1 protein-coding gene is annotated in these 516 nt (G+C 64.5%); it reads left to right on the top strand.

Going from position 1 to position 516, the window contains the following annotated elements:
* Positions 1 to 70: 70 nt before the first annotated feature.
* The coding region (locus QQK95_RS33405) for a tyrosine-type recombinase/integrase (protein WP_284278853.1) at positions 71 to 516 on the top strand (446 nt) is incomplete at its 3' end.

Here is a 516-nt window from a genome sequence, read left to right on the forward strand (position 1 = left end):
GTCGCGCTCGCATTGAGGGTGGTTCGGCAGCGGCAGAGCATCACGGGCTTCTTCAACAAGGAGCCTGACCATGCCCTATCCTGTTCTTGATGCACCTATCAGTCCACTGCGTCAGCGGCTGATCGACGACATGAACATGCGGCGTTTCTCAGGGGAGACGCAGCGCAACTATCTCCGCGACATCGGACGCCTGGCGACGTTCCTCGGGCGTTCACCAGACACAGCGACCACCGACGACCTGCGCCGGTTCCAGATCGAGCAGCAGGACGACGGTGTTCCCGTTCCGACGATGAACAGCATCGTGTCGGCGCTGCGCTTCTTCTTCACGCATACGGTCGATCGTCCCGATCTGGCGCGCAAGCTCGTTCGTCTGGCGCACCCGCGCAAGCTGCCGGTGGTGCTCAGCCGCGACGAGGTCGCCCGGCTGCTCAACGCCACCACCTGCCTCAAGCACCAGGCCGCGCTGTCGGTCGCCTATGGCGCGGGCCTGCGCGTCGCCGAGGTGTCGATGCTGAA

The organism is Mesorhizobium huakuii, assembly GCF_030160235.1.
GTDB lineage: Bacteria > Pseudomonadota > Alphaproteobacteria > Rhizobiales > Rhizobiaceae > Mesorhizobium > Mesorhizobium huakuii.